Annotated in this window: 14 protein-coding genes, 1 pseudogene and 2 riboswitches; of the genes and pseudogenes, 5 read left to right on the top strand and 10 right to left on the bottom strand. The window is 51.3% G+C overall.

What is annotated here, in order from left to right:
- Positions 1 to 144 precede the first annotated feature (144 nt).
- Both RFF05_RS03600 and RFF05_RS03595 read right to left on the bottom strand, forming a co-directional pair.
- The gene (locus RFF05_RS03600) at positions 145 to 627 is read right to left on the bottom strand and encodes a hypothetical protein (RefSeq protein WP_409969051.1); all 483 of its coding nucleotides are present in this window, start codon (positions 625 to 627) and stop codon (positions 145 to 147) included.
- Between the two features lie 477 nt (positions 628 to 1,104).
- Positions 1,105 to 1,184, bottom strand: a riboswitch (cyclic di-GMP riboswitch).
- 62 nt (positions 1,185 to 1,246) lie between these two features.
- A riboswitch (cyclic di-GMP riboswitch) is annotated at positions 1,247 to 1,326 on the bottom strand.
- A gap of 55 nt (positions 1,327 to 1,381) precedes the next feature.
- The gene (locus RFF05_RS03595; protein ID WP_409969050.1) at positions 1,382 to 12,886 is read right to left on the bottom strand and encodes a GLUG motif-containing protein; all 11,505 of its coding nucleotides are present in this window, start codon (positions 12,884 to 12,886) and stop codon (positions 1,382 to 1,384) included.
- 237 nt (positions 12,887 to 13,123) lie between these two features.
- Here RFF05_RS03595 and RFF05_RS03590 point away from each other — a divergent pair, with 237 nt between their 5' ends.
- Both RFF05_RS03590 and RFF05_RS03585 read left to right on the top strand, forming a co-directional pair.
- Complete coding sequence (locus tag RFF05_RS03590) at positions 13,124 to 13,735, top strand: recombinase family protein (RefSeq protein ID WP_409969049.1); 612 nt, start codon at positions 13,124 to 13,126, stop codon at positions 13,733 to 13,735.
- Positions 13,736 to 13,918: 183 nt separating this feature from the next.
- Positions 13,919 to 14,227: a helix-turn-helix domain-containing protein gene (locus tag RFF05_RS03585; protein ID WP_409969048.1), complete on the top strand. Its 309-nt coding sequence runs from the start codon at positions 13,919 to 13,921 to the stop codon at positions 14,225 to 14,227.
- Between the two features lie 41 nt (positions 14,228 to 14,268).
- Here RFF05_RS03585 and RFF05_RS03580 read toward each other — a convergent pair whose 3' ends face one another.
- The 3 genes and pseudogenes from RFF05_RS03580 to RFF05_RS03570 form a co-directional block, all read right to left on the bottom strand.
- On the bottom strand, positions 14,269 to 16,269 hold the full coding sequence (locus RFF05_RS03580) for an NlpC/P60 family protein (protein WP_409969047.1): 2,001 nt from the start codon (positions 16,267 to 16,269) through the stop codon (positions 14,269 to 14,271).
- Positions 16,266 to 18,601: pseudogene (locus tag RFF05_RS03575) on the bottom strand (VirB4-like conjugal transfer ATPase, CD1110 family). The gene RFF05_RS03580 and the pseudogene RFF05_RS03575 overlap by 4 nt, the downstream one beginning before the upstream one ends.
- Positions 18,594 to 18,947 carry a PrgI family protein gene (locus RFF05_RS03570; RefSeq protein ID WP_409970070.1) on the bottom strand — a complete coding sequence of 118 codons (354 nt, stop codon included), beginning with the start codon at positions 18,945 to 18,947 and terminating at the stop codon, positions 18,594 to 18,596. The pseudogene RFF05_RS03575 and the gene RFF05_RS03570 overlap by 8 nt, the downstream one beginning before the upstream one ends.
- A gap of 94 nt (positions 18,948 to 19,041) precedes the next feature.
- Between RFF05_RS03570 and RFF05_RS03565 the strand changes: the two genes are divergently transcribed.
- From RFF05_RS03565 to RFF05_RS03555, 3 genes are all read left to right on the top strand, one after another.
- Positions 19,042 to 19,212 (top strand): hypothetical protein, encoded by a 171-nt coding sequence (locus RFF05_RS03565; RefSeq protein WP_409969046.1) that lies wholly within the window; start codon positions 19,042 to 19,044, stop codon positions 19,210 to 19,212.
- Between the two features lie 68 nt (positions 19,213 to 19,280).
- Complete coding sequence (locus tag RFF05_RS03560) at positions 19,281 to 19,553, top strand: type II toxin-antitoxin system Phd/YefM family antitoxin (protein WP_409969045.1); 273 nt, start codon at positions 19,281 to 19,283, stop codon at positions 19,551 to 19,553.
- On the top strand, positions 19,540 to 19,842 hold the full coding sequence (locus tag RFF05_RS03555; RefSeq protein ID WP_409969044.1) for a type II toxin-antitoxin system RelE/ParE family toxin: 303 nt from the start codon (positions 19,540 to 19,542) through the stop codon (positions 19,840 to 19,842). The genes RFF05_RS03560 and RFF05_RS03555 overlap by 14 nt, the downstream gene beginning before the upstream one ends.
- Here the strand turns inward: RFF05_RS03555 and RFF05_RS03550 are convergent.
- From RFF05_RS03550 to RFF05_RS03530, 5 genes are all read right to left on the bottom strand, one after another.
- Positions 19,837 to 20,679: a hypothetical protein gene (locus RFF05_RS03550; protein WP_409969043.1), complete on the bottom strand. Its 843-nt coding sequence runs from the start codon at positions 20,677 to 20,679 to the stop codon at positions 19,837 to 19,839. The two genes, RFF05_RS03555 and RFF05_RS03550, sit on opposite strands and share 6 nt — an antisense overlap.
- 68 nt (positions 20,680 to 20,747) lie before the next feature.
- Complete coding sequence (locus RFF05_RS03545) at positions 20,748 to 21,005, bottom strand: hypothetical protein (protein ID WP_409970069.1); 258 nt, start codon at positions 21,003 to 21,005, stop codon at positions 20,748 to 20,750.
- Positions 21,006 to 21,093: 88 nt separating this feature from the next.
- Positions 21,094 to 22,791 carry a VirD4-like conjugal transfer protein, CD1115 family gene (locus RFF05_RS03540; protein WP_409969042.1) on the bottom strand — a complete coding sequence of 566 codons (1,698 nt, stop codon included), beginning with the start codon at positions 22,789 to 22,791 and terminating at the stop codon, positions 21,094 to 21,096.
- 3 nt (positions 22,792 to 22,794) lie between these two features.
- Positions 22,795 to 23,466, bottom strand: coding sequence for a PcfB family protein (locus tag RFF05_RS03535; protein ID WP_409969041.1), 672 nt, complete (start codon positions 23,464 to 23,466; stop codon positions 22,795 to 22,797).
- Positions 23,447 to 24,835 (bottom strand): relaxase/mobilization nuclease domain-containing protein, encoded by a 1,389-nt coding sequence (locus RFF05_RS03530; protein WP_409969040.1) that lies wholly within the window; start codon positions 24,833 to 24,835, stop codon positions 23,447 to 23,449. Before RFF05_RS03530 ends, RFF05_RS03535 begins: the two co-directional genes overlap by 20 nt.

Below are 24,835 nucleotides of genomic sequence, written 5' to 3'. Positions count from 1 at the left end.
AGATTTTTTGCTTGTCTGGCGGAAGCCCTGTGGCACATCTTGCACATCAGAACCGTATGCCCCTGTCAAGTTTTCAAGGTGCGAGGAAAAGACTTCAAGTCCTTTTCACCCTACAACGTACAAAACATGACCGTTTGTGGGGTATCACCCAAAAATAATTTTTGCTTTTTTTCGAATTCCTGTGACAAGGTCTCGCACACTGCTGACATTTACGTTGTTTTGCTCACCATAATCTCGAAGTGTCATCCCACCCAGTAGACAATGTATGTAGACATCCAATTGCTTGGAGGTTAAGGCTTCACGGAGTTCTTGCTCCAAAGCGGATATCATGTGGGACTGCTCTGTCTGGCTGGCATCTACTGCCCATGCGGAATCCATGTCCTCACCGGCGGACACATAGTCCAGAGACAGCATGGTGGTTCGCTCCACCACCACGCTCTTACCATTTCGCACCCCATACACAGGAATGCCCTCTTGCTCTCGTTGCATCTTCTTAGCTTCGCTACGGAGTAGTCGCATGGTCTCTCGATTGATTTCGCACTGCTCGCCAGTGCGCTTTACTCGCATATAGCATTTACCGTCCTCGGTGGTCCATAGGTCATAATCAAATTCTTTCGGTGTGGTCATTTTCGTAATCTCCTGTATTATGATTTTTTGATTTGGGGTCAAAAAATCGGAGATTACGGGTATTTAGCTATGTAGGCTTGCCATGTGCTGGTGATGGGTGTTGCCATGTGTTGGTTTCTCCTTCGGGAAATCAACAGAGTTAGGCATACACTATCCGCTGGGGATTGGACACCTCCAAATATAAAAATTGGTTACTCTATCGCTTTTATTTGTGTTAGGATGCGATGGAGTGTGGAGGGTCGAAAAAGGAAAAACTGTGTTGGGAAATGACACAATAAAAGGAAATTCGACAAAATATAAAAAGGGTGTATTCACAGCTATGAGCTGTAAATACACCCTTTTTTCGTCGATTATTAGGCCAAATCATATTATATTTTTGGTCGCTTATGTGGACTGCGTACATGATATTGGCATCCTTTCTGGAAATAAAAATGGGCATAAAAAAAGTTGCATTAGCCTCACACCGAAGTGCGAAGTGAATGCAACTGGCTGGCTCAGCAATGCAAGCCCCTGTAGTTTTGTGTCACTGCCTTACGGCAGTTTTACCCCATGTGTAATTTTATTTAGTGCTGTGCTAAAGGGCAAAAAAAGCTGCATCAGCACACAGTTGAATGTGTGCCAATGCAGCTGGCTGGCTCGGGAGTAGTAGCCCCTGTAGCTTTGTGTCCCTACTTTTCAGTAGGTTTACTCAAATATTACTATTGTGCCCAGTGGTGATGCACGAGGTGCATCACCACTGGATTGAAACTAGGATTTAATCTGCCAAGGCTCTATACAAGAAAGTCACAATCTCGACTCTTGTGCAGTCCTTATCGGGGCTGAAGGTTGTTGCGGTGGTGCCAGAGGTGATGCCCTCGCTGACCGCCCAGAGGACGGCATTGTAGTAATAAGCATCTTCGCTGACATCGGTGAAGGGATTTTCTGTTTCTACCACAGGCTCACCCATCATGCGCCACAGGAAGGTGATGATGTGGGCACGGGAGCAGTCCATATCGGGACTAAAGGTCGTATCGCTGGTGCCCATGGTGATGCCGTTTTCGTATGCCCAGAGGACGGCTTCGCCGTAGTACGCATCGTCAGCAACGTCGAAGAATGGGTTGTCGCTGAGGGCTTCTGGGTTGGTCATGGAGCGCCACAGGAAGGTGACGGTTTGACCACGGGTGGTGATGTCATAGGGGGAGAAGGTGGTTGTAGTGGTACCAGAGGTCACACCATTTTCCACTGCCCACTTCACGGCATCGTAGAACCAGTCATCCTCGTCTACGTCTACGAAGAAGGTATCTTCGCTCTCGGTTTCGCTACCGATTTCCACAAAGGTCACAGTAACGGTCACACTAGCACCGGGTTGCTTGTAGCTGTAGGTACCATCGCCATTGTCGGTGACATCGATCTCACGGCCAGAGCTGTAGGTAGCAGTCACGGTGCCCACTTCGTAGCCATCGTCTGGGGTGGTTGTGATGGTGATTGTGGTGTTCATGGTAGAACGGCTAGAGCTGAGGGATGCCGTGCCATTGTCGGTAGAGGCCACGCTGGAGGAGTAGTAGGAGGTGCCACCAGAGCTGGTGCTGTACTCGGTGTAAGTCAGTGCATAGGTGGAGAAATACTTGGCATAGAGGGTGATTTCCGTCTTGTCCTCGTTGACCACGATGTACTCGCCATCAGCATTTGCGGTGGTGGAAATTTCTTGGATTTCGCCTTCATGTTCACGGAAGATGGAATAGCTGGCCTTGTTTTGGTAGTCCGCAGGAATTGGAATGATGAAGGTTAGCACATCGGGAACTTGAGAGACATTGCCACTGGCGGATTCATCCACCGTGCCACTGACATCCGTTACGGTTTTTGTGATGTTGATGTCCAGATAGATGCCCACATTGGAAGCCACTTCTTCGATGGCAGATTGGGTGCTTGTGTCCACCGTCTCGGTGATTTCTTCCACGGTGAGATTCAGTTCCACGGAGCCACCGTCAGCGACGACTGTGGCATCTTCCGCAGTGTAAACAATCTCGTCAACACTGTCGAAAATCTCATCCAAACCGCCAACTACCACGTCGGGAGTACCTGCGGTGACTTCCACCACAGAGTTGGTGATGCCCTCTGGCATGGTGATGGTGTCGATGGTCACATCACCGTCGCTGATGGTGACAACAGAAGTTCTGGTCACGCCGTCATAGGTGACAACGATGTTGTAGGTGCCAGCAGGAACATTAGAGAAGCTGTATACACCAGCGGTTCCGTCCACGGTTGCAGTGGTGGTCTGGGCAATCTGATTGCTACCGGACATGAGGGTTACCACAACATTGTCAAGTGGCTCGTTATCATAACCAGTCACCACTTGATCCACAGAACCAATAATGCCGTACACCGCTTGATACACAGCGGTCATAGTCACGTTGGTACTGGGCTGGGTGAACAGGTCGCCAGCCTTGTAAGTCACGTTGTTGTAGCTCCAGCCTGTGAAATTGTAATCCACAGTGTCCTCAGTTTTTGTGGCAATCGTAGCAATAGGCAGGGTGTGTATGGTGCCAGAGATACCCTCCAAACCAGTTGTGCCATCGCTAAAGGTGACGGTGTAAACAGTAGGTGCTACGGTGTAGATGGTCAGCGTGCCGATTTGCAGGGCAGAACCACTGGTGGTGGTTGCGTGGCGGTAATTGGGATTGCTGATTTCAGCGTAGATGCTGTAAGTGCCACTATCGGTGGGGGTTTCTACCGTTTCGCCCTTGCTGTTTTTGTAGCTGATGTCGTAGCTCACACTTGGGGTGCTAGATACCGTTGCCGTCTTGGCAGTGCCATCATAGGCCACCACGTTGTTGCTCACTGTGAAGGTCACAGGTGCCTTGGAAATGGTGAAACTGGTGGTGGGATTGGTGATGGTGTAGTTGCCTGCATCTGTGCCACTCAAGGCCGCTGTGATGGTATGGGTGCCAGCGGTAGTGGCGGTATCTGCGGTGGCGATGGTCACAGTGTCGTCGGCCACTGCCCCTGTCAAAGATACGCTAGGTGCTTGGGCGGAGCCAGTGTACACGGTGGTGGTTCCAGTCCACACAGCGGTGGTGGATTTTGCGGTGATGGTCACCACCACATCGGTGGGCTGGGTCAAGGTGTAGTTGCTAGCATCGTCGCCAGAAATGGTGTAGCCAGAGACGGTGACGGCCTTGTCTGCGGCCACGTTCTTGTCATCCACCGTGCCTGTTGCAGAGGTGTCAACCAAAACCACGGCATCGCCCTCTACAAGTCCAACAAGTGCTCCCCCAGAGACAGCCACGGTAGTTCCACCGTTGTAGGTGAAGTTGGTTGCAGTTGCATCTGTGATGGTCAGTTCTTTGGCGGTGATGGTCAAATCGCCGTCCACATAAGTGATGGCGTAGTTGCTCTCGCCATAGCTTGCGCCAGTGATGGTGGTACTAGATGGGGTAATGGTCTTGTCGCCCACTACTTGGTCACTGCTGGCGGTTAGGACGATGGTAGAAAGGCTATCCCCTGTGATTAAATCGCTGTGGCTGACGTAACCAGTGCCAGTGGAAATATCGGCGCCATATTCTACGGTTTGGTCATTGGCGGTGATAGTGATGGCCTTAGGATTGACTACCAAAGTTACAGTACCAGAAGTGGCGGTGTAGTTGGTATCCGTTGGGGTGAATGTCCAGTTGTACTCGGTAGTTTCACTGTCAGACACTTGTGGTGCTGTAGAGGTTTCTGTGCTCCAAACAAGACTACCCTCTACTGTTTTGCCGCTGTTGGTGCTTGCAGTTGCCGTGCCAGACAGGTTGCTGTTTGCCAAGGTCTGCCCATAGGTGATGGCAGAGGCCGAAGGACTGATAGACACGGTTTCGTTGCTGATGGTCAGTGTACCCACCACTTGTTTGCTGCTCTCGTCAGAGAACATAAAGTTGTCGTCGGTGATTTCTACATAGATGTCGTAGGTGCCAACAGCGGTTTTATTGCTGGAATCGTCGCTACCATAGGTCACGGTAAAGCCACTGCCAATGCTAGGGGTTTCCTCGGCGGTCTGGGTCACGGTAGCAGTGTGAGTTGCTTCGTCGTAGGTGTAGCTGTTGTTGGACACAGCAAAGGTGACAGGGGCTTTTTCAATGGTCACGTCGGTGGTGTCGGTGACGTCAGCCACAAATTCGTAGTTGACTGCTTGCTCTGTGGTCAAGGTGGCGGTGAAGTCATAGTCCCCTGCATTTTGGAAGGTTTGACTATCATCTTTGGTGACAGTCAAAGTCAAATTTGTGCTTGCTCCTGTGCTATCAAACCCAGAGAAGGTGGCGGTGGGGAAATCTCTCTCGCTTGCAGTATACACGCTGTCGCTGTCGTTTGTCCAAGTGACAGAAACCTGTGCTTTAACCAAGTTCCAATCATGGGTTGCTGTTGTGGGTAGCTTGTAGTTGGTGCTACTAAGGGCAGTTGCCGTTGCGGTGACATTGCTAGACTGCACATCGGTCAAGGTATTACCTGTGTAATCGGTAACAGTGACGGTGTCGCCCTCAATCAAACTACTGCTATCCACGGTGGCGGTCATAGATTGCACTGTGCCGTTGTAGGTGGGGTTTTCATCCCAAGAGAGGGACACTTCCTTGGCATTGATGGTCAATGCACCTGTTACATAGGTGATGGCGTAGTTGTCGTTGCCGCTGGAAATGGTGGCATCGGATGGGGTAATGGTCTTGCCGTCTACTGCCACTTGGGTGCTACTGGCGGCTAGGACGATGGTAGAAAGGCTATCCCCTGTGATTAAATCGCTGTAGCTGACGTAACCAGTGCCAGTGGAAATTGCAGTGCCGTATTCCACTTCTTGAGCACTTGCGGTGATGGTGATGGGTTTGGGATTGACTACCAAAGTCACAGTACCAGAAGTGGCGGTGTAGTTGGTGTCCGTTGGGGTGAATGTCCATCCGTAGGTAGTGGTGTTGTTGTCAGACACTTGAGGTGCGGAGGTATTGTCATCCCAAACAAGCTCACCAGCTACTTCTGTGCCACTGTTGGAGCTTGCAGTTGCCGTGCCAGACAGAGTGCTGTCTGCCAAGGTTTCACCATAGGTGATGGCAGAAGCGGTGGGGGTGATAGACACGGTTTCGCCGCTGATGGTCAGTGTGCCTACTTTGGATTCTGCCAAGGAGAAGTTATCGTCACTGAGGGTGACAATGATGTCATAGGTGCCAGCATTGATGGGTGTTGCAACAGTAGTGTCGCTTTGCTGATAGGTTACAGCGAACTTGTCTGCAATGGTCACCGTTTCCGTGCTGGTTTGTTCCACGGTTGCATATTTCGCAGTGCCGTCATAGGTGTAGCTGTTGTTGGATACCACGAAGGTGATGGGCTGTGCGGTGATGGCATAGGATTGGGTCACGGCACTGGGCAGCTTATAGTTACTGTTGCTCAACCCCGTGGCGGTTGCGGTGTAGCTATTCACAGTTGTTTCTGCACCATCAGACACGGTGACAGTGCAACTGTCGCCATCAACTACACCAGTAGCCGTAGCGGTAACGGAGACAGCAGAGCCGTCATAGACGAAGGAGAAATCGGTGGTGTTGCTGTCGTCGTTATCAGACCAAGTGAGGCCAACTTCTTTTGCGGTGATGGTCAATGCACCTGTTGCGTAGGTGATGGCGTAGTTGGCGTTGCCGTTGCTTGCGCCAGTGATGGTGGCAGCAGATGGGGTGATGGTTTTGTCGCCCACAACTTGGGTACTGCTGGCGGTTAAGGTGATGGTAGAAAGGCTATCTCCTGTGATTAAGTCGCTGTGGCTGACGTAACCAGTGCCAGTGGAAATTGCAGTGCCGTATTCCACTTCTTGAGCACTTGCGGTGATGGTGATGGGCTTTGCGGTGATGGTCAATGTGCCCGTTGCATAGATGATGGTGTAGTTGCTCGTCACATCTGTGCCGCTCTTTTGGATAGTGGCGGCAGATGGGCTAATGGTGTAATGACTATCACCAGACACATTGGTTGCGTTTTGGGTCAAAGTGATGGCGGTGATGGTATCGCCACTCACCAACGTACTGTCGGAGACGTAGCTAGTACCTGTGGAGATTGCGGTGCCGTATACCACTTCTTGGGCATTTGCTGTGATGGTGATGTCTTTTTTGGCAATGGTAAAGTCAGTAGTCGCCGTTGCGCCAGCGTAGTTGTCGGTGCTGGCAATGGTGGCCTTCACGGTATAGGTGCCAGCGGCGGTGGGGACGGTTGCGCTGTAGGTGCTATCATCTTTCACAGAATAGGTATAAGTAACCGTGCTTGCCCCAAAGGTTGAAGATGTAATGGATGGGCTGTTGGTTTCTTGGCTGTAACCGCCATAGGTCCAGCCAGAGATAGCCAAGCTTGTAATGGTATTGTTGGTTGCTTTGGTCACTTCATAGGTGAATACAATATCGTCGGTGCCGCCAGCGCTCCACACTGTATTGCTGGTGTCGCTCAAGCTGTAGGTTGCCGTGTATGTGCCTACGTTGATAATGTCACCTGTATAGCTGCAAACCACGCTATAATCATCTGTAGCATCTGGGAAGTTCGGGGTGTGTGCATTGCCCGTGTAAGCAGTGCTTATATCAGTATAGCTAGGTGCGGTGATTCCCTTGGGACTAATGGTGACCGTTGTAGTGTTGCCTGTTTCGCTCAAGGTATAGTTAGTATAAGAACTAGGCAAAGTTGCCGTTGCGGTGTAGGTGTCAGCATCTTTGAAAGTGCCAGCAATGGCAACGGTCAAGTCTACTTTGTCATTGTTCACGCCATCGATTGTCAATGTAGTACCATAGCTCTGCTCTGTGCCGTCATAGGTATAGCTGGTGGTGTACCCTGTCCAGTTGGCGGACAACTCTTTTGCTGTAATCTTAACAGTAGAATAGCCAGAGATGGTGTCGTAGTTCGCCATTGTGACTTTATAGTAGACGGTATATTCGCCTACATTGGTGTAGGTGATAGCATCTTCGCTGTATGTGCCATTTTCCGCTGTAGAATAGGTCACAGTCGCACCATTCGCTGGGGTGACGCTGATACCGTGGGCTGTGCCATCATAGGTACCACTATACGCCGTGACGGTTGGATCGCTCATGGTGGCATTGGTAATGGCACCATTGGTGGACAAATTAGTTCGTGTATAGCTATAGTTGTTAGAGGCGGTCACAGAAATGTCAGTGACATTGACGGTGATATTACTGCCAACGCCAGAGCTTGCATATGCCCAAGTACCGCTGGCTGTGACGGTTTCTTCATCCACCGTACCGCTGACAGTCAAGCCCACATCGCCAGACTCAACGCTGGTGGTGCCATCATAGACTTTGCTGATGGTCAAGTTCTCAGTCACGGACACGGTCAAGGCCTTCGCCGTGATGGTTGCATTATGGGTCAAATCGCCTGTGGTGCCATCGGTGTAGTTGCTGGAGCTAACCCCTTCACCATAGTTGATGGTATAGCCAGTTACGGTAATGGTGCTTGCATTGTCTACGTCCGCATTATTATAGCCCCACCCAGTGGCCGTGGCGGTGATGGTTTCGCTATTTTGCTGACCAGACACGCTGAGAGTTGGCACAGTGGTGGGTGCATTGGTGGTGCCGTCATAGGTTTTGCTGATGCCATTATCCACTGTCACCACGCTGACAGTCAAAGTCGCAGGTGAAATGGTAAACGTATCGGTTGCCGTTACTTCCTCATAGTTGCCAGAGGCGGCGAAGGTTGCGGTAACGGTGTACTCACCAGCGTTGGTGGGTGCTGTTTCGCTGTCATAGTCGCCCGTGTCTGTATACTTATAGGTCACACTACCAGTGCCGTTGGTGTCGCTAGACACGCTTGGTGTGCTTGCAGTTCCACCATACGTCCAGTTTGCCATAGATACAGAGCCGCTACCAGCCATTGCGGTGACGGAGTACGCAACCGAAGCCGTAACGCCACCCAAGGTGATTTTCGCAGTATAACTACCCACAGCAGAGGGGGCGCTGCTTAATTTATTGCTAGAGCTATCATAATAGTCTACGGTGTAGGTTCCTGCCAGCCAACTACTTTCTGTGGCGGTGGCTCCGAAGGTAGAAGTGCCGTTATAGGTGCCATCAGATGCAGTGAGTTTGACGCTACCGCCGTCGCCTGTTGTGCTATCGCTAGAATTGCTATCGGCGGTGATGGTGTCGCCAGCAGTGTTGGCGGTATACGACCAAACCACAAGCTGGATTTTATCAGCCAGCAGAACCATGTCGCCAGTGCCACTATAGGAGAACTTGGCAAGATCAGTACTGGTGAGCTTGCCGCCATTATAGTTGCTATCTGCCACAACCACGGTGACAGGAGCGTCTGCAGATGGGGCGGTTTGGGTGGTAATGGCGATTGCATCACCTGTGTAGGCGCTGGCTAGGGTGATGGTCTTATCGCTTGCCAGATAGATGCCACCAACTATAGAACCGCTGTTGTCGCTATCGCTATCTTTCAGTGTCAAGCTGCCAGTCACGGTGATGGCGTAGGTGTCATTGCCAGAGCAAGTGATACTATAACCATTCAAATCCAGTGTCACAGTGCCTGTGATACTTAGGGTTGCGGTGGTTTTTGCATCTGCCAGCAGTTTCACCGTGCCGTCGTTGGTGTTGGCGTAGGTCACGGCTGATTCTAGGGAGGAATAGTTGGTGATTGCACTGCCCACCGTCACGGTGGCGACAGGGTCGTAGGTTAGGGTGGTATCTGCGTAGAATGTGGTGCTGGTGGTGACTAGGGTTTTGGTGGAATCGGTAGAGACATACCAGTTGATACCGCCCAAATCATCTTCAGTCAAAGTACCACCAGTTTCAATGGTGACGGTTTCTGTCCCCATGGTGATGGTGATAAATTCTAGGTTTGCCAGCGGATTCTGGACAATCTCGCCCATGAGACTGGGGAGCTGATAGCTGCTACTTGGCGCTGTCCAACCCATGGTTGACCAAGAGAAGGTGCCGTCAGCAATGGAGAACCCTGCGCTGGAATTGTAATAGAGGTCAGCGCCGTCGATGCCGTCTGTGGCTTTGTCGTCACCACCACCAGTGGTGCCCGACCATGCGTAAAGACCGCTGAGTGTGCCCTCTTCATTAGAGCCAATCACACGCCCCACATCGCTGGTGCCTGTGATGGTGTTGGCAAGGGAGACGCAGTTGGAGACGGTACCACCCCTGTCACACCCAACTACACCGCCGACAGCGGTGCCATCACCTGTTACATTACCTGTGTTATAGCAGTTTGTAATGGCGGTAGTGCCAGTATTGGCGTAGCTTTCTCCCACTACGCCGCCGACGTAGCCGCCTGTGCTGATAACATCACCTGTGTTATAGCAGTTAGTCACGTTTGCCGTGTTTGTGCTAGTGCCTGAAGCTGTGTTCCCCCCAACCACACCACCAACCCGCCAGTTGGAAGCCGTCACTTTGCCAGTGTTGTAGCAGTTGGTTACATAAGCATTGCCAGCAGAGCCAGTTTCATAGTTGTAGCCAACTACACCACCAATATATGTATTTGCAGTGTAAGTGCTTGAAACCGCACCAGTGTTATAGCAATCTATCACCGTAGCCGTGTTGTTGTACCCACGGTTACATCCAACCACACCACCAACGTCGAGACTAGTGCTAGTGACGGTGCCAGTGTTGTAGCAGTTAGACACTGTAGCTACTCCCGTGTTGGTAGTCTCAGTACGTCCAACCACACCGCCGACATCAGTTTTAGTACTGCTGACAGAGCCAGTGTTGTAGCAATATTTAACGGTGCCCATGTAGTTACGCCCCACCACGCCGCCGGTATATATAGCATCACTTGAGACAGTACCAGCGTTAAAGCAACTATCCACAATGCCACCAGTGCTGTTAACCCCCACTACACCGCCGACACCTCCATAAAGATCAGAAGTGCTATTACTTATGACACTTCCAGAGAAGGAGCAGTTTTCCACGGTGCCATCGTAATTATACCCAACCACGCCACCGAGGTAGTAGGTTCCTGTAACATTGCCCTCTACATTGAGGTTTTTGATGGTGCCTGTGTTGTAACCAAAGAGGCCTTGGTAGGTGGTGCTACTGATATACAGCCCAGAGATGGTATAGCCACCGCCATCGAAGGTGCCTGTGAAGTTGTTGCTAGCATTACCAATGCGTGTCCAAGTGTAGCCACCCAAGTCGATGTCGTTACCAAGTTCAAAGTAAGCGCTTTTATATGTGGATATATTGGATGCCAAATAGGCAAGCTGTGCCCCTGTGGTGATGATGTAGGGGCTATCTTCTGTGCCAGTGCCTGTTGTCCATGTTGTTTTCGTCGAGCCATCCCATGCGCCGTCGTCATTTTCCGTTGTGTCGCCTGTGCCAGTGCTGATATAACTAGGCACAGCGTCGCCATTGGGCAGCTGGGTGGCGGTGCCAGTCCAGTAGGTGTCGCTACCAAAGATGGTTGACCAAGCGGTGTTAAAGCCAGTGCCAGCGGTGTAGATCAAATCTGTGCCGTTGTCGCCATTGGATGTAGAAGTGCAATTCATGCCAGACCAAGCGTAGTTGTCATTGTATGTTCCGTCTTCGTTATAACCCACCACACGACCGACTTTGGTTTCATCTGTAGCTGTGACACTTTCATTGAGGGCAATACAGTATTGTACTTTGGCAGTGCCCATACCCTTGTAGTTATACCCCACCACGCCGCCGACGCTGTAGCTTCCACTAACCGAACCTGTGCTGTAGCAATAGGTCACGGTGCAGTTGCTGTAGAAGTTGGAGTAGTTATACCCCACCACGCCGCCGACGTTGTATTTAGCGCCCGTAACGTCACCTGTATTGTAGCAATAGGACACAGTGATGGTATTGTCACTGCCGCTGTTAACGTAGTGACGCCCCACCACGCCACCAACGCTGGTGCCATCGCCACTGACATCGCCTGTGTTGTAACAGCCTGTCAAAGTAATGGTTCCGCTAGTAACGGTGTTTTGCCCCACCACGCCGCCAACAGCGCTGGGTGAGCTAGTGGCATTGATGGTTCCTGTATTGTAACAGCCAGTCATGGTGATAGTGCCGCTGGTAGCATCATTATGCCCCACCACGCCACCGACATATTGAGTACCTTTGACGGTAGCGGTGTTGTAACAATTTGTCACTGTGGCGGTGCCGCTGTTAGTAGCATAGTTATACCCCACCACGCCGCCTGTGTACATTGCACCTGTAACAGAGCCAGAGACGGAGACGTTTTTGATGGTTGCTCCAGAAGCATAGCCAAAGAGACCTTGGTAATCACTGGTGGTGTTGATGTATAAGTTAGATATGGTGTAGTCATTGCCGTTAAAGCTACCTGCGAAGGCATTGCTAGATGTACCAATCGCCTCCCACTCATGACCAGAGAGGTTGATGTTGTCGGTGAGTTCAAAATACATACCGCTGTAATTTGTGCCGCTGTTGACGTTCACAGCCAATCGAGTCAGCTGTTCCGCCGTGGCGATTTCGTATGGAGCGCTATCCGTACCGCTACCGCCATCAAAACCATTCGCCGCAAAATGCGTCCAGTAAGCATCATTCCACACGGTGACAGAAATGGTCGCACCCTTTACGTCACCAAAAAGACCGTAGCCAGTGGTTGTGGCAGTGCTAACATAGTCATCGCCACTGAGGATGATGACGTAATCGCCACCTTGGAAAGAGCCGTTGAAAGTGTTGTCAGTTGTGCCAATAGCTGTCCACTCCATGCCAGACAAATCAATATCCGCCACCATGACATAATAGGCATCGGCGTAGCTATAGCCATAGTAGTCCGTGCCAGCGTTGACCAGCGTTGCCAACTCTGCCAGAATGGTGGCATTGCCGATATAGAAGGGGTTGGTGCTATCGATGCCGATGACAGCAGAAGATGTGCTGTCGTCTGCGGACACGGTGCTCAGGGCAGACTGCCCCCATAGCTCCACCTGCTCCACAAGCGATACGGTGCCAACCACCGTGGTGTCGTCCTCGATGGTGTAGGTGTCGTCCTCGTCGATTTCGTCAACGGCATCGATTGGCTCCACCTCGTCGGTGTCGTCAACCTCGTCGGTGTCGTCCACGACTTCAGTGCCGTCTACTTCGTCGGCATCGTCCACGACTTCAGTGTCGTCCACCTCGTCGGCATCGTCTACCTCGTCCGTGTCATCTACCTCGTCGGTTTCGTCCACGACCTCAGTGTTATCCACCTCGTCGATTTCATCCACGATGGCGATTTGGTCATCGTAGGCATCCTCCGTGGCAAAGGCCGTGGTGGGTAGCATGGTAAGTACCATGGCCAGCACCAAAAATGAGCTAAGTAAGCGTTTTTTCATGTTCGTTCCTCCGTTATGTGATGGGGTTATTATACGAAATAAAGGTGTAGGTTTTTAAGGAGAAAAATGGGTAATTTATATTGTAAATTCTAGCAAAAGACACTTGAATTGTGGCAGATTTCGGAGTATAATACAACCATATATACCCATTTGTTGCCGCAAATAAACCTACACCTTCCTGTTATGTAGGTTCCCCCTTCCTTTTGCTACAATAGCATCACAAAGGAGGGCTTTTTTATGGGCAATATTTACGGCTATATGCGAGTATCAAGCGAAAAGCAAAACGAGGACAGACAGCGGCGTGAGCTGGTGAAGTACGGGGTGCCAGAGAAGCACCTATACTCAGACAAATTAAGTGGCAAGGACTTCAATCGCCCAGCGTGGAAAAAGCTAGTGAAGCGGCTGAAACAGGGTGATACCTTGGTGATAAAATCACTGGACAGGCTGGGCAGAAACTACCTAGAAATCGGGGAACAGTGGCGACACATCACCACGGAGATTAAGGCGGATATTAAAGTCTTGGATATGCCCCTGTTAGACACAGGTGCCCAGAAAGATTTGATAGGCACCTTGATTTCCGACTTGGTGCTGATGCTGTTGGCCTACGTCAGTCAGCAAGAACGTGAGTTCATCCACCAGAGACAGGCAGAAGGCATCGCCGCCGCCCAAGCACGGGGCATAAAATGTGGCAGACCTACTTCCCCCAATCCAGAGGGGTTTGACGAGGTGTATGCAGATTACATAGCTGGCAACCTCACCACCAAACAGGCAGGGGAAAAACTGGGGATTAAGACAGAACGGTTTCGATGGCTGGTGAAGCGGAAGGACATCGTGCAGGATATTCCATAGGAATCAGAAAATGCGTCTCACGGTGAGACGCATTTTTTGCTCAACACCGGTGGTTGATAATACAAATATCTGTTTAGCTCCATTATAGATACTCTGGCTATTTATGTCAACGAAAACTGATATTTCAATTCCGTATTTATCTATCTAAAGCGATTATAATGATAGATATGGAGGGCTGAATTTATGTACGAAGAATTTTTTGCTAGGCGAGTTGCTGAACTTAGAACGCACAAGGGTGTTTCTGCTCGTGATATGAGTCTCTCCCTCGGACTAAGTGAAAGCTATGTCAACAAGATTGAAAACGGGAAAACATTTCCGTCCATGCAGGTTTTCTTTTATATTTGCGAGTATTTCAATGTGTCACCACAGGAATTTTTTGAAGCGGACAATACCAATCCTGCTATGATGGTAGAGGCAATGCAAGGGCTTAAAAACCTAAGCCCCACCCAATTCGCAAATGTGTTAGGTATTATCAAGGGTTTATCCAATTAACGAAAGCGTTGACCGTTCATGGGAACAGTCAACGCTTTTTTTCACCCATACCACTCCGGCACCCCAACCTCTGCAAAGTCCTCCTGCCCAGTCATCACCACGTTGTTATACCCCATAGCGCAGTGGATGATGATGGCATCCCCATCTTCATCCCACCCTGCGAAGATTCCAACATGGCTATCGTCAGCGTAGAACACCAAGTCGCCGGGGAGGGCTTCTTCCCATGTGGTGGCGGTGCAGTAGGTGTGCTGTATGATAACGCCACCACCGTGGCCTATGATGTATTCGCCGTCGGAGACGTTGTAAAATACCCAATCTACAAACCCCGAACAGTCCAGTCCATAAGGCAAGTACATATCACTGGTAGAGTTACCATCGGCGGTGACTTCACGGATTTCACCCCAGTTATCATCCCATCCCAGCACCAGACTTTTACCGCCCCAGAAGTAGGTCACCTTGCCAACCAGTGACAATGCTTGTTCTATGATGGCCTGTCGTTCTGGGTCTAGGTCGTCTGGCAGATTGGCGAGGATTTCTTGTGCTTCGGCAGTGCCGATGGACAGGCTCTGGGTGGTCTCTAATAGCAAATCACCGTATCCCATCATCTCAGCCAGCACTGTGTTTTGCTCCTCATCGAAGTCGTAGTAGGCACTCATATCACTGGGGATTCTAGGGGTAATGGCGAGGGTCAGAATTGACTCTGTCCACCCTTCCGTGGTGTCGGTAGCCTCGTGGCTGATGGTCTCGCTGGCGGTTTCGATTTTGGTCATATCCCAGAACACTGTGGATAACAAATTGATCTGATCTTCTCCTATGGTGGCGAGGGTCATGGTGTCATCCCCCGTGGTTGCGTAGGCACAAAACACTGCCAATACATCCTCCCACGCAGGAGGGCTACCCGAAAAGTTGATGGTGTCATAGCCTGTTTGCAGTTGTTCCAACTGGTCAGAAAATTCTTGTATGACGGCACCCACTGCAACAGATGGTGAGACCGTTTCCTCCTGCGCACTGGGTTCTGCGAAAAAGAAGCCTAAGGGGGACACGATGATAATGCCCACCACGCAAATGAGTAAGAGGGCAACGAGGGTCACGCTTCCACCGGCCACCATCAAGGCGATGGTGCTTTTCACGGCTGTCGCTACGGCAACGGCAGCTTCTTTGATGACAATGGCGGCTTGCTTGATGCCCTTGGCTGCGGCCTTGGCGGACTGTTTGGCCTGTGCCAACCGTTTGCCACCTTCGGCGGTTCGCTTGGCGACCTCTTTGGTGGTGGTAGTAGAATTGGATGCTGTTCGCCCAACACTTGCCCCACGTTGCCCCACGGTTGCCCTTGGGCTGGCGGTGGCATTGGCACCCCTCGTCTTTGGCAAATCCCCACGTCGGGGCGACGTTCGCCCCACAAGGCGAGAAGGTGCGGTGGTGTCGGCACGGTTATGCGCCATCCTTTGCCCTGACTCTACGGGAGTGATTCTTGCTGCGGTTTGGCTTTGAGGAACAGTTTGGCCATAAGTGCGAGGTGTCGTGGGAGGGGTGTTATCTGCACACTTTGGATTTAATGGCTGCCCAGACTCCGTAGGACGGTTCTTTGCCATGGCACGACTCTGCGCCAAGGATTTGCCTTGGGTTTGAGCTGTGGTGGATACAGGCTCATGAACAGAAAAAGAACCATTGGCAGAAGGGGGTTTCGCTCCTTCTGCCAATGGTTTTGTTGTTGGGTAATTAGCGTTGTTAGGTGCTGTGCTTGGGGTAGGTTGCGCCGTGGACGAGTCCTTGGGCTGTGCTGATTTTCCTTTGGACTTCAGCTTGTCCACGCCACGTTGAACAAGGCGATCCCCTTGGTGTATCGCCTTGTCAGTGACATCATCGGCAACGATCTCCACGGCGCTGTCCTGCCCATCGCCCTGCTGGGCGGACTCTCGGAGATTACTGCGCAGCTTATTTATGGCAAGGTCACGCCCTTGTCGGGAGAGTTCCTTTGGGGCGGCGGTGGTTTTCTCTTTGAGAGTTGTGGGGAGAGTTGGTTTTTCTTTGATGGATTTCATCCCTCAATCACCTCGGATAAACGGGTTGTCATCAGCTGATACAACGCCCCCTTGGGAAGCTATCTACAAAGGGCACGATGGCGCTACCGCACTTAATCAGCCCTCGCCCTGCGTCTACGTTGGTGATGTAGGAGAGCTGGTTGTCGGAGATATTCAATAGCTTGGACAGCTCTGCTCTGTCGGTGGAGGCTTGGTTCAGCATCACCAGAAACTCAGAGTTTGCCAGCATTGCTCTGGCGGTGTGGGACTGGAGGAGGTCGCCCACGTTCTGGGTCAGCCCTGTACAGCAAGCGCCGTATTTACGGACACGCTTCCACAGAGTGAACAGGAAGTTGGCGCTGAATTCGTGCTGGAACATCAAATAGATTTCATCGATGTACACCCAAGTGTTTCGCCCCAAGGCACGGTTACGGAGGATGCGGTTGAAGATGGCATCCATCACCACCAGCATTCCAACGGGCAGAAGTTGCTTGCCCAAATCACGAATGTCATAGCACAAAATCCGAGACTGGACATCCACGTTGGTGGGCTGGGCGAAGGTGTTGAGGCTGCCTTGGGTGAACAGTTCGATGGCGAGGGCAACATCCCTTGCTTCGCTCTCCTCCTGCAAGAGCAGTTCTGCGTGGAAGTCCTGCAACGTGGGGACGTTACCAGTGTAACCACCCTTGATATAGTCGTGGTAGACCTTGGCGGTACAGCGGTCAATGATGGATTTTTCCTTGGCGGACAGCTTTCCAGCGCCTACCAACTGTTCGCACAGAGACAGGAGAAATTCAGACTTTAGCACCACGGGATTTTCTCCATCGCCGTAGCCCTGCTCCATGTCCATGGCATTGATGTGGTTGCTGGACGTGGCGGAGATATGCACCACCTCGCCACCCAACCCCTCCACGATGGGGCGGTACTCGGCTTCGGGGTCTAGGACGATGATGTCGTCCTCGGTAGACAGTGCCAGACTTGCCAGCTCACGCTTGGCGGTGAAACTTTTGCCCGAACCAGAGACACCCAGCACAAAGCCGTTGCCGTTGAGTAACTCACGACGGTTGGCGAGGATTAGGTTCTTAGAAATCACGTTCTGCCCATAGTAAATGCCATTTTGATGGTGAACCTCTTGTGCCTTAAAGGGCATAAGGACGGCAGTGGCTTCGGTGGTGAGGGTGCGGAGGGCATCAATTTTCCGCAGTCCCAAGGGCAGAACGGTGGTCAGTCCCTCGTGCTGTTGCCAGTTGAGGGTGGAAAGCTGACACAGGTGCTTGCGAGCCAATGAATGAAGGGCTTCGGTGTCGCTGTCTAATTCTTCCTTGGTGTCTGCCAGATGGACGAGGGTCACCAGTCCAAACAGCATCCGCTGGTCACGGGTGGTGAGATCGTCCAACATCTCACGGGTCTCCTTCCGCTGTTGCTCCAAATCATAAGGGACAACGGCAGAAAAGTTATTGTTCTGATTTTGCTTGCGTTGCCAGTTGGTGACGTTGGTCTCCACACCTAGCAAGCGGTTTTGCATCTCACGCACTGCTTCATCGGTGGGAACGGGGATGATGTCCATGGACAGCGCCATGGTGCGGTTCAGCGAAGTGAGCTCTTGAATCATGCTGTCTTTGATGTAGCTGGCATACTCACGGAGGAACAGCACTCGCCCGAACTTCTCGCCCATCACAAAGTGATCCTTCTTAAACTCCAAGGAACTGGGGCAGATAGCATCTTTGAAGGAGTGCCCCTTCTTCATACTGGTTTTCAAATCGAAGTTGAAGGCTTCTGTTTCCCCAGTGCGGTAAAAATTGTGGAGAATTTCCAACCGCTCCACGGCATCCAATTCGGTGCCACGGGAGTCGAGTTGGTTCAGTCGAGACAGCACCTCTTGACTCACTCGGTCAAAGAAGGTGCGAGCCTCCTCGGTGCTACGGCGATGGGCAGACAGGGTGATGTACCGATCCTGTACCACCAGACCGTCACCGCCCACCACCTTGTCGGTGAGAATGTGGTTGTATTCATTGCGGAGGTAGTCCAAACCATCCCCCTTGTCGGGCAGGAGGACACCTTCGCCAAACTGCTGACGACTGACTTTGCGATTGATGATGGTGACCTTGGTGGCAGAGCCAGTGTCGAGGGCATTGAGCAGTTCTGAGTAACCGAGGAACATGGCGGTCTTGTCCTCTTTGGAAGCGATGGCGTAGTTGATGTCGGTAAAGCGAATGGTCTTGGAGTATTTGCTCCCGAACTGAAACATCCCATCGGGCCAGATACGACTGATGGGGATGGCATCTTGAACGGACTTGGGGATGGGGGTGGATTCCCTATCCTGCTTCAGCGCCAGTTGTAGGGTTTTAATCAAGGGTCAACACCTCCTTCATGTTAGAATTTTTTAATAGCTGGGCATAGAGATTGTCGCTCTTGAATGTGAGACGACTGGGCAGGAGCAGTTCCGAGCGAATGACCGCCACCACAAATTGCTCCAGTGTCATGCAGTTGTATTGAAAAAATCCACCCAGAGCAAAGGGAAAGGCGCACAGGACACAGACCCATCCCACCTCGCTTGTGCCTAGCCACTGGCCTACGGTGAAATAGACTCCCACCGCCACCAAAATTGCCAGCGCAGAGAAAATGCACTGGCGCAGGGATAGCCCGAAAAAGATGCCCTCTTGGTAGTTGCGGACTTCTTTGTTGATACGAATTTCTATGAAAATCACCTCGTTTTATTTCCCCAGACAGAGCCTTGCAATGTCTAGTATTGTATGGTAACATAGCGAAAATCTTAACTAGGAGGTATTCGCTATGACTATGATTTTAATGGGTGCGATTGGACTGTTGGTACTTGGCACCATCGCTGGCAAGGTGTTGTCCTATCGAGCAGACCGACGTGCCGAAGCCATCTTCGTGCAACGAGTCCGTGAGTCCAAGTCAAACGGCACCTATCTGGTGTCCACCTATGGGCTATACGATTAACTACTCGAAATTTTGCTTGATATTTACTCGTAATTTTGCTATACTAAATCTAAGAAGGAGGTGCTATTATGGCTACAATTCGACCTATCTCAGATTTAAGAAATAGCGCTAATGATATTTCCGATTTTTGCCGTCAGACCAGAGAGCCAGTCTATATCACACGCAATGGTGGTGGCGATATGGTTGTGCTCAGCGTAGAGGAATACGAGCGCCAACAAGGGCTAATTGACCTCTATGGCAAACTCGCCGTAGCAGAATCCGAAATTGCCGCCGGTGCCTTGGGTGAGGACTTCTTAGACTTTGCCCAACAGATGAGGGAACGTGTCCATGGCAGACTATAATGTAGAGATTTTCCCTGCTGCAAAGCGAGATTTCATGGACATCATCGACTATCTTAATACCCTGTCTCACAATGTGGCCTTGCGTTATTACGACACACTGACCGAAGAAATTGCATCCCTATCCAAGATGCCCAATCGCTGTCCAAAGCCTCGTGATTTGGCTCTGGCCGCAAAGGGATATCGGTATTTGGTGGTAGAAAATTATTTGGTTTTCTTTGTAGTCGTGGGAAAGACAGTGCAAATTCGTCGCATTATTTATGCCAAGCGAAACTACCAATCCATGCTATAAGCCCAAAAGTTCCTTCACAATCCTATCGCTCATTTTCACGCAACCCACCAGCACTAGCATATTGAAAATCAGCTCTCCGATGTAGAGCCAGACGATGGTGGCAACGGCATAGCTGCTGTCTGCCAAGGCTGGGGTGGTGGATGCAAATGCGGAAAAAATGATACAGGCCAGCACAATAATACAGCCCTCCAGACAGATGGCGGCATAGCTTTTGAGAAATGCAATGCCCATACTGCTGGAGGGCTGTCCTGCGAAGCTGGCTAGTGGCAAGGGTGCGATTGCCGTTGCCATATAGAGCTTGAAAAATCGAGAATACACGGTGAGAATGAGTATCATAGACATGACCCAGATAAACACCGAGCCCAGCAAGGTCACCAGCCATAGTGGGATGCTCTCTAGCAATCCTACGCTCTCAATGGCGGTGACCATTTCATCGGGCAAGGTGGTGGCGGTCATGGAGGTCATGCCAGATGCCGACATGATGGTGGACACCGCACCTTGAACGATGGAGATAATCGCCATCAAGATTTCAAGCCCCCAGCTGACGGCGGCCTGTGCCAATACGAAGCGTACCAACACCTTCACCGCCACCTCTGGGCGTTTTACATCTGCAAAGTTGCCACAGGTTTTCACCACGCCCATAACGAAAAATAGCACCAATAAGCCGTAGGCAATGGCTTGGAGTGCTTCGTGGATGTTCAGCATCACATCCCAGATGTCGCCGTCTTTGAACTCGGTTGGTGAGGTGGACACCAACGTCCACACCTCGCTCATGCGGTCATTCCATGTCTCTAGGGCAGAGTTGAGATTGTCTACCACCCAGTTTCCAGAACCCATACGCTATTTCTCCTCTCTGGGGCGAGCCACAAATAGGCTCGCCCCTTATTTTCGTGTTCATCAATGGTTCAACCAGTGATGAGGGTGAGGATTTCCTCGGTGAATGTGATGATGATACCACCCACCAAGGTCAGCATACCATTGGCTTTCTGACTGGGGTCGTGGGACTTGAAGGACAAGCCCACCTGCAGGATACCGAAGGCCAGCAGGATAAGACCGATGGCACGGATGAGGGAAAAGATAAAGTCTGAGAGGTTGTCAATGACCGTGAGAGGGTCAGTTTCCGTGGCGAAGGCAGGGACGGTGGTGACTGCCACAATGAGCATCACGGTGATGATGATAGACAGCAGTCGCTTGGCATTGAATTTGGGCTGATTGAGGGAATTTTTCATGTTGATTGTCTCCATTTCTTGTTTAGATTGATTGGAACAGAGGAGTACCCTCCTGTCGTTCCTCGATTTGAGTTTCCTTGTGGATGTAGGGTTTGCCACCACCGTCTACTGTTTGGGCGATGGCAGGGTGGCGCATCAGGTCATACTTCAAATCCAGAACAGGTTTGGCACCACGGATGAAGAGAATGGCGTAGCGGTTATCCAGCATACGCACCTCGTCTGGGGTGAGCAGTTCTCGCCCTGAGATTTGGAAGTTGGTTGACCACGAGCCAGACTTCCCCTTGCTCTCACCGTGGGTCTTGGTGTCGATGGTGGACTTACCCAAGGACTCGGAGATGTATTTGTGGGTGCTGGCTTCATTGCCACCGAGGTACAGCAGGGTGTCCGAGTTGCCGGGAATGGTCTCCCAACTATCCTTGTACAATTCCTTAATCTGCGCCATGTTCTGAATTATGGTGCTGGCAGAAATATTTCGACTGCGCATGGTGGCAAGTTCACGGGTGAAGCCGGGCAAAGGCATAGCGGCGAACTCGTCTAGCACAAAGTGAACATGACAGGGTAAAGGCCCGTGATGGACTTGATCCGCTGAGTAGTAGAGGGTCTGGAATGCTTGGGAATAGAGTAGCGACACTAGAAAATTATAGGTGTCGCTGTTGTCTGGAATGACGGCATAGAGGGCGCATTTTCGCTCGCCCAAGGTATTCAAATCCATGTCATCGTGGTCGGTAATGGCTTGAATTTGGGGTAGATTGAAGGGGGCCAAACGCACAGCGGCGCTGACCAGAATGGATTTCGCCGTCTTGCCAGCGGCTAGGGTGAACACTCGGTATTGCCGCAATGCCACGCTGTTGGGGCGCTCCTTGGCGATGGAGTCAAAGAGCAAGTCCAATGGCGAGACGTGTTCCTCGTCGTCCTCCTTCACCTCGGCAAATTCTAAGATGCGAAGGACGGTGGAGAAGTTCTGCTCACTGGGTGGGGCTTCCTCAAATAGCAGGAGGATGATGGCTTGAAGCAGTGCTGTTTCCGCTTTCGTCCAGAAGGGGTCGGAGTCACGACTTCCCTTTGGAGTAGTGGCGTGGATGAGGTTGTTCACCAGTTGGAGGGCATCCTTCTCGTCTCGCAGATAGCAGAAGGGATTGTACCCATCGGACTGGGACAGGTTCACAAGGTTTAGCACTCGGATGTCATAGCCTTGGGATTTGAGGTAGCCACCAGTTTTCAAAAGCACCTCCGCTTTGGGGTCGGTGATAACGAAGTTGGTATTGGCTTCTAGGATGTTGGGCAGCACATAGCCACGGGTTTTGGATGCGCCAGAACCGCCAATCACCAGCACATTGAGACTGCGACGGTGTTTGTAAGGGTCTAGCCCCAGTGAGACGTTCTGGGTCAGCAGTTTGTTTTTCTTCTGAACGAACATGGCATTCACCTGTTTGGGGATGCCCCAAGTGGCGGAGCCATGCTCTGCGCCCAGTCGCTTTCGTCGCTGGCTGTCCTCATACAGTGTCAGCCCTACAAAATAGCAAAACAGCCCCACCACCATTGTGATGAGGCTGTTGTTTGTCCATTGGATGGCGAAGGGGTTTTGCAGATTGGCTGTGAGGGCGACCATGATGTCTAGGAGGTTTCCACCCAGCGACTGCGCCACCAGCAGGGACAGCCAAATCACAGGGATGGTCATTGCCCACTTGAGGGCAGGGCTTAACTCTGTCTGAGGGTTCATACATCACCTATCCTTTGGCTTTGTCTTGGTGGGTAGCTTCTGAGGTGCCTTTTGCTTCGCTCTAGCCTGTCGTTCTCGAATGGCTTTCAGTCGGCTAACGATGGAGGGATACTCATGGGTCGTCTGGGTCTGTTGGGCCGCCTTGCCTTTGGTTGAGGTATTTGAGTTGACTCTGGTATCGGCTGAGTCGGGTGAGGGCGGATGCTCTCCCTCTGGGCGGCCTTGGGTAAAAGTTTCGTCACGCTCTGGATTGGAACGCTGATGGGTGGGTGCCGTAGGCTCCTCCTGTACCACGGGGGCGTCCTTCACATCGTGGTATTGGATGCGATTGAAAATGTGGTTGGCTCGATCCAGCTCAGTCACTGGCATCACCAAATCCACCGCACCTGTCGCCTTGTCTTTGATGGCTGAGTAGAGGATTTTCTGCCCTTTGGCTTGTCGCTGGAACTGCTTATACTGCTGGGCATCCATAGGAAAGACACGGATGTCTCTAGTCTGGCGAAGCATCTTCGCCATGTTCACTTTGCCATGGAGGGTTTTATTTTGTTTCGCCAGTGCGATAGATAATGCGATTAAATTTTTGAGGGCAGATGCCCCCAGTCGGATGGTGACTTCACTGCCTGTGAGCATCATGCGCACCATCTGGTCGGCTGCTTCACCGCCTCCTGTTGTCATGGTTCTTCACCTCTCTTTCGGTTTCAATCTGTTGTAGTTCTCGCTGAATGCGAGGGGTGTTTTCTTCGATGGCCTTGCATATAGCAAGGGTTTTTCTGGTCTCACGGATGTCTCGATTGATATCCGCAAGCTGGCTGTATAGGGATTGTTTTTCTTGGATGAGTTGCTCCATTGGTATGTCACTAGAGTCCAGCAATGCCACCGCTTGGCGGTATCGCTCCACTTCCTGTTCCATGCCCTGCAAGGTTTGAGCAGGGGCTAGGGATTCCACATCGGCAAGGGCGGCGAACAGATCCGCTCGTCGCTTCTTTTGCACATTGAGGATGGTGCGGTGTTTGGTTTGCTTGGAGAGGGTTTCCTCCGTGCTTACCATGAACAGCCCCATTTCCTCCTTGGTGGTGATGTTGTGGTCACGGAGGAAGGCGAACTGATCCCGATAGCGTTCAAACTCCATGATGGATGCTTTCAGCGTTGGGGTCATCTTGGGTGGGTACTCCTGTTTTTCAATCTTGCCCAGCACATAGAGATAGTGGACGTAGAGGGCAAGAAACCCCTTGTATTTGGGGCGTTTCTGATAGGGTACATAGCGTGGGCGTTGGATGGTGACAGGCTTTCGCCCCTGCTCCACCTCCACCCAGTTGCCCTCAATGGTGGCACGAATGCCATCCTCGGTGTACTGGGGATTACGCCGTCCTAGCTTTTGAAATCGCTCCTGCCCACGGAGACGGAACCCGATGTTCTGCCCATGCTTCACCTCGTAACCCATGTGTTCCATGAGCATGAGGAAGTTGCCAAAGTCCACGGCATCTGCCATGGCTGTTTGGAGGTCAGCTTCCAGCATGGAACGGAAAGTGGGTTGTTTTTTTGATAGACGAAGCCACTCGATGTAGGACATGGTCTTGGTAGGGGTTCCGTTCACAATAACAGACAGCCCATGTTCACGGCAAAGGCGGTCGGAGATGGTGCGGATTTGGGAATAGTAGGATTGCTTGTTAGAGTGATACTTTTTACCTGTTTTCACAGATACAGAATTAAAGACCATGTGAACATGGATGTGGGCTCTGTCCACATGGACACCCAATACGACTTCGTAATCAGATAAATGCTCTTTTGCAAATTCCTTTCCAATCTCCAATGCTAGTTCGGGTGCAATTTCTCCGGGTGCAAAAGACTGCATCATGTGGTAATACTGCACACCAGACGTTTTGCCATAATGAACTTTAGTTTGTACCATTTGGTCTGCGGCGGTATCCTGCAAGCAATTCTGAGCATATACCAGCACTTGCTCACAGGTCTTTTCACCACAAGTTGCATAGGATACAATCTTTCTCAAATTGCCTTTCCCTGCTAATATTTTAGTCGTTGCCAT

The sequence above is a fragment of the Bengtsoniella intestinalis genome (assembly GCF_039719005.1).
Classification (GTDB): Bacteria; Bacillota; Clostridia; order Oscillospirales; family Oscillospiraceae; genus Oscillibacter; species Oscillibacter intestinalis.
Note: the sequence above shows the minus strand (reverse complement) of the source record. Positions and strands in the feature narration are given on the sequence as shown.